The sequence below is a fragment of the Falsiroseomonas oryziterrae genome, assembly GCF_021864505.1.
GTDB lineage: Bacteria > Pseudomonadota > Alphaproteobacteria > Acetobacterales > Acetobacteraceae > Falsiroseomonas > Falsiroseomonas oryziterrae.
In genome coordinates this window covers 1-5,552 of the sequence record NZ_JAKJIB010000284.1, presented here as the reverse complement: position 1 = coordinate 5,552, position 5,552 = coordinate 1, and the positions used below count along the sequence as shown (strand labels likewise).

At 70.6% G+C, this 5,552-nt stretch carries 3 protein-coding genes; 2 read left to right on the top strand and 1 reads right to left on the bottom strand.

Annotated features, from left to right (window positions below; all coding sequences use genetic code 11):
- Positions 1–1,134: 1,134 nt before the first annotated feature.
- Positions 1,135–1,965 (top strand): hypothetical protein, encoded by an 831-nt coding sequence (locus tag L2I40_RS18175; protein ID WP_237216608.1) that lies wholly within the window; start codon positions 1,135–1,137, stop codon positions 1,963–1,965.
- An 11-nt stretch (positions 1,966–1,976) separates the two neighbouring features.
- Here L2I40_RS18175 and uvrA read toward each other — a convergent pair whose 3' ends face one another.
- Complete coding sequence (gene uvrA / locus L2I40_RS18170) at positions 1,977–4,853, bottom strand: excinuclease ABC subunit UvrA (RefSeq protein ID WP_237216607.1); 2,877 nt, start codon at positions 4,851–4,853, stop codon at positions 1,977–1,979.
- A gap of 225 nt (positions 4,854–5,078) precedes the next feature.
- On the opposite strand from uvrA, the gene ssb reads away from it, so the two are divergent.
- Positions 5,079–5,552 (top strand): single-stranded DNA-binding protein (gene ssb / locus L2I40_RS18165; protein ID WP_237216606.1); only part of this gene is annotated, 474 nt, incomplete at its 3' end.

Sequence of the window (5,552 nt, the reverse complement as noted above, 5' to 3'; positions counted from 1 at the left end):
CTCGCCGGTGCCCGCCGCGACGTGCCGCCCGGGGCGATCGCGGCTGCACTTCCCGCCGTGCTGGCGGGACGCGACCTCGCCCGCCTCGCGCGCGGGGAGGCGCCGGGCCACCGCGGCCTGCTCGACCGGCTCGCGGTGACACGCGCGGGACTCGCCTGGCGGATCTGAGGTCTCGCGGCCCCGCGGCACGCCCCGCCGGGCTCGCTGCGTCGGCGATACGTCACGCAAGCCGCACCACGCCGACGTGACTCGGCGCGTGCAGCGCAGCACCTGATAGGCTGCGCTCCGGGGACCCTCCGCCAGCGATGAGCGCTGCGAGGTCGGGCCTCCGTCATCGCCGCAGGCCGCGGCCGAGCCAGGAGGAGTGAGGTGTCCCACGCCGAAACGCGACCACTCCCGACAGCGCCCCGCAAGGCGCCGGAAGCCGCGAACGATCCGCGCCCCCGACCCCATGTGCCGAGCACGGCGCCGGTAAAGGTCCTTCGCTTCCCCCGACCGCCGTCGGGCTGGGCGGTCTCGCACTACGTCTCGCTCGACGGCGCCGCGCTGCCCGTCTTTCTACGCGTACGGTGATCCTCGGAACGAGGGACGCCCGAAGCCCCTGATTCTGGCTTGCGCCGGGGCATTACAGCGATCGGCACGCAGCAGCGGCAGCGCCCGCAGGCCGAACCGCCCTTCAAGACGAGACGGCGGCCCTGTCGGTCGGGCGCGAAGACCTCGCGTCCGAAGAGCGTGACGGCCCGGCGGAAGATCAGCGCGACCTGGACGATCGCGATGGGTCCGTGAGCGCCGCCGGGCGCCGGGATCGGCGTGCCGGCGCGCATCGCGGACTGTCGGCGGGGCCGGACGCCGTGCTAGCCTAGCTTCAAGTGGCTTGTCGGTGCGGGGCGCGCTCCCCGCTTGGGTGCCGCGCCCTGACAGGCTGGGGCTGCCGAAGCGGGCGCAACGCGACATCGACCACCCTGGCGCAGCTGGTCGTTCTGCTGCCCAACGCCGTACAGTCGGGGAGCGCATATCGCGCGGCGATCGCGACGGAGGGCGCGGAGGCGCGCCGGCTGTCGTCGCTGTTCACGGAGAACGCGGCGCGCGCGGCCTGCGCGCCTATCGGCTTCCAGCCAGCATGAGGGGGCGGGCATGAACGACGGCGTCATCGTGCACACGACGGCAGATGCCGATCGCTTCTTCCCGATGCTGCAGGCGACGCTGCCGCCGACGCGGCTGTTCTGCCTTCGCCAGGGCGTCGCGCTGCAGGCCTTCATCGGGCTGCGCCGCGGCGCGCATCCCTGGCAGGCCTGCTACAACCGCATCGCCTTCCTGCGCGACCGGCTGGCCGACGGCTTCCGGGGATGGGTGATCCACCTCGACGCGGACGCCTTCGTCGCGGATATCGGCTTCGACCTGAAGGCCTATCTGGACCGGCACGCCCGCACCGCGATGATCCATCCACCGGGCGGCACGCGGGGGCGGTGGGACATCAATTCCGGCGTCTTCCTGTGGAACTTCGCGCATGAGGCGACGCGGGAGACCGCCGCCGGCTGGGCCGCGCGCCTCGATGCGGTGACGGACGAAGAGATGCGCACCGCGCCCGAATGGGGCGGGGCTCTGCTGAGCGACCAGCCCATGCTCCAGCAGGTGCTGCGCGACCGGCCGGATCTGCTGGACGCGGTTCACGTGGAATCGGCCGAGCTCATCGGCTACCAGCATTCCGGCTTCATCAAGCAGTTCGTCCGCAATGCCGTCCACACGCCGGAACAGCGGATCGCCCGCATTGCGCGGGAGGCGGCGCTGGCGCTGCGGCGCGCAGCGGGCGCCGTCCGGCCCGACGGACTTGCCGTGCTGCATGCCTTCGAGGCGCTGACCGGCCGGCCGCCGCCAAGCCTGGACGCGGCCTTCGAAGGGCTGGAGGCGCCGGACCACGCGGCGCTGCGCGCGGTGGTGCAGCGGCACGCGAAGCCGGCGGGGTAGGGCCCCTTTGCTCAGGCCCGCTTGCGCTTCCTGACCGGCTCCGGCGGTGCGACCGCGCCGTCGCGCGAGAGGATCGGCCCGAGGAACCGGCCGGTATGGCTCTCCGGCACCGCCGCGACCTGCTCTGGCGTGCCAGCGGCGACGATCCGCCCGCCGCCCTCGCCGCCCTCCGGCCCGAGGTCGAGGATCCAGTCGGCGGTCTTGATGACCTCCAGGTTGTGCTCGATCACCACCACCGTGTTGCCCTGCTTCACCAGCTGGTGCAGCACCTCGAGCAGCTTGCGCACATCCTCGAAATGCAGGCCGGTCGTCGGTTCGTCGAGGATGTAGAGCGTGCGGCCCGTCGCGCGCCGCGACAGCTCCTTCGACAGCTTGATGCGCTGCGCCTCGCCGCCCGAGAGCGTGGTCGCCTGCTGGCCGAGATGGATGTAGCCGAGGCCGACGTCGCGCAGCACGACGAGCTTCTCGCGGATCGCGGGGACGGCCGAGAAGAACTCCACCGCCTCGTCCACCGTCATGTCGAGCACGTCGGCGATCGACTTGCCGCGGAACTTTACCTCCAGCGTCTCGCGGTTGTAGCGCTTGCCCTTGCAGGTGTCGCAGGTGACGTAGACGTCGGGCAGGAAGTGCATCTCGATCTTCAGCACGCCGTCGCCCTGGCAGGCCTCGCACCGCCCGCCCTTGACGTTGAAGCTGAAGCGGCCGGGCGCGTAGCCGCGCGCGCGGGCATCGGGCAGCTCGGCGAACCAGTCGCGGATCGGCCCGAACAGGCCGGTGTAGGTCGCGGGGTTCGACCGCGGCGTGCGGCCGATCGGCGACTGGTCGATGTCGATGATCTTGTCGAGGTGCTCGAGCCCCTCAATGCGCTCATGCGGCGCCGGCACCTCGCCCGATCCCATGAGCCGGCGCGAGGCGGCCTTGTAGAGCGTCTCGACCGTCAGCGTGGACTTGCCGCCGCCGGAGACGCCGGCGATGCAGGTGAAGGTGCCGAGCGGGATCTCCGCCGTCACGTCCTTCAGGTTGTTGCCCTTGGCGCCGATGACGCGCAGCACGCGCTTCGGGTCGAAGTGGCGGCGCGTCTCCGGCATCGGGATGCGCCGCGCGCCGGAGAGATACTGGCCGGTGATGGAGGCCGGGTTGCGCTCCACCTCCTTCGGCGTTCCTTGCGCGATGATCCGCCCGCCGCCCTTGCCGGCAGCAGGGCCGATGTCGATCAGGTGGTCGGCGGAGCGGATCGCGTCCTCGTCATGCTCCACCACCAGCACCGTGTTGCCGATGTCGCGCAGCCGCCGCAGCGTCGCCAGCAGCCTTTCGTTGTCGCGCTGATGCAGGCCGATCGAGGGCTCGTCGAGCACGTAGAGCACGCCGGTCAGACCGCTGCCGATCTGCGAGGCGAGGCGGATGCGCTGGCTCTCGCCGCCCGACAGGGTGGCGGATGACCGGCCGAGCGAGAGGTAGTCGAGCCCGACGTCGTTCAGGAACTGCAGCCGCTCCTCGATCTCGCGTAGGATGCGGCGCGCGATCTCGGCGCGCTGCGGCGTCAGCGTCGGCATCACGCCCTTGAACCAGTCCCGCGCGCGACGGATCGAAAGGTTGTTGACCTCGCCCAGGTGACAGCCGGCGACCTTGACCGACAGCGCCTCCGGCTTCAGGCGGAAGCCGTTGCAGGCGGGGCAGGGGCGATCGGCCTGGTAGCGAGTCAGCTCCTCGCGGGTCCAGGGATTGTCGGTCTCACGGAAGCGGCGTTCGAGGTTCGGGATCACGCCCTCGAAGGGCTTCTTCACGTCGTAGCCGCGCAGCCCGTCCTTGTAGCGCAGCGTCACCACCTCGGAGCCCGTGCCGTTCAGCACCACTTGGCGGAAGGCCTTGGGCAGGTCCTGCCAGGGCGTCGTCATCGCCACCTTGAAGTGCCGCGCGAGGCTTTCGAGCGTCTGGTCGTAATAGGGCGAGGAGGCGCCGGCCCAGGGCTGCACCGCGCCGTCCTTCAGGCTGCGCGTGTCGTCGGGCACCACCAGCAGCGGGTCGAAGAAGCTCTGCGTGCCGAGCCCGTCGCAGGTCGGGCAGGCGCCCTGCGGGCTGTTGAAGCTGAACAGCCGCGGCTCGATCTCCTCGATCGAGAAGCCGGAGACCGGGCAGGCGAATTTCTGGCTGAACACCGTCCGTTCGTTCGTGTCGGCGTTCTCGGCATAGGCGATGCCCTCCGCCAGCCCGAGCGCCGTCTCCAGACTGTCAGCCAGGCGTGACTGGATGTCGCCGCGCACGACGATGCGGTCCACCACGATCTCGATGTCGTGCTTGAACTTCTTGTCGAGCTTCGGCGGGTCGGAGAGCTGGTGCAGCGTGCCGTTGACCTTCACCCGCTCGAAGCCGCGGCGCTGCCACTCGGCGAATTCCTTGCGGTACTCGCCCTTCTTGCCGCGCACCACGGGTGCCAGCAGCAGCAGCCGCGTTCCCTCCGGCATGGCGAGGATGCGGTCCACCATCTGGCTGACCGTCTGCGCCTCGATCGGCAGGCCGGTGGCAGGCGAGTAGGGGACGCCGACGCGCGCCCAGAGCAGGCGCATGTAGTCGTGGATCTCGGTGACCGTGCCGACGGTCGAGCGCGGGTTGTGGCTGGTGGTCTTCTGCTCGATCGAGATGGCGGGGCTCAGCCCCTCGATCGAATCGACGTCGGGCTTCTGCATCAGCTGCAGGAACTGCCGCGCATAGGCGCTGAGCGATTCGACGTAGCGGCGCTGGCCCTCGGCGTAGATGGTGTCGAAGGCGAGCGAGGACTTGCCCGAGCCCGAGAGGCCGGTGACGACCGTCAGCGTGTCGCGCGGGATGTCGAGGTCGAGATTCTTGAGGTTGTGCTCGCGCGCGCCTCGGATGCGGATGAAGCCGGACATGCGTCACCGATGCTGGGCGCGCCCGGGTCGCGCGCTGGGGTTGAGACGAAGGCGGCGGGACGGCCGGGGCAGGCCGCCACGTTCGCATCTTGTTCCGGGGGTTCTAGGCCCATATAGATGGGCAGGAAAGGGCCTTCGCCAGGGGTGCCGACGACACGCCGCATGGCTGGCCTGCAACCCGGCGCCGGGCTAGCGTCCGAGCCGAAAGTTGAGGGATTCCAGCCCATGGCCGGCGTGAACAAGGTGATCCTGCTGGGCCGTCTCGGCCGCGACCCGGAGGTGCGGAACTTCCAGAATGGCGGGCGGGTGGTGAACCTGCGTCTCGCGACGTCGGAGCGCTACAAGGACCGCGAAGGGAACATGCAGGAGCGCACCGAGTGGCACTCGGTCGCGATCTTCAACGAGAAGCTCGGCGAGATCGCCGAGAAGTACCTGCGCAAGGGCTCCGAGGTGTACATTGAGGGCCAGCTCGAGACGCGGAAGTGGCAGGACCAGTCGGGCCAGGACCGCTACACGACCGAGATCGTGCTGCGCCAGTACCGCGGCGAGCTCGCGCTGGTCGGCGGGCGCGGAGGCGGCGGCGAGATGGGGGAGCCCTCGGAGAGTGGGGGCGGCTATGGCGGCGGGCGGTCCTCGGCTTCGGGTGAGCGCGGCGGCGGCTGGGATCGCGGCGGCGGTAGCGGCGGCGGCGGTGGTGGC

Bases quoted from the DNA above. Each gene is read 5' to 3' on its own strand.
- uvrA (WP_237216607.1), bottom strand. From the start codon at position 4,853: ATGTCCGGCTTCATCCGCATCCGAGGCGCGCGCGAGCACAACCTCAAG.
- L2I40_RS18175 (WP_237216608.1), top strand. From the start codon at position 1,135: ATGAACGACGGCGTCATCGTGCACACGACGGCAGATGCCGATCGCTTC.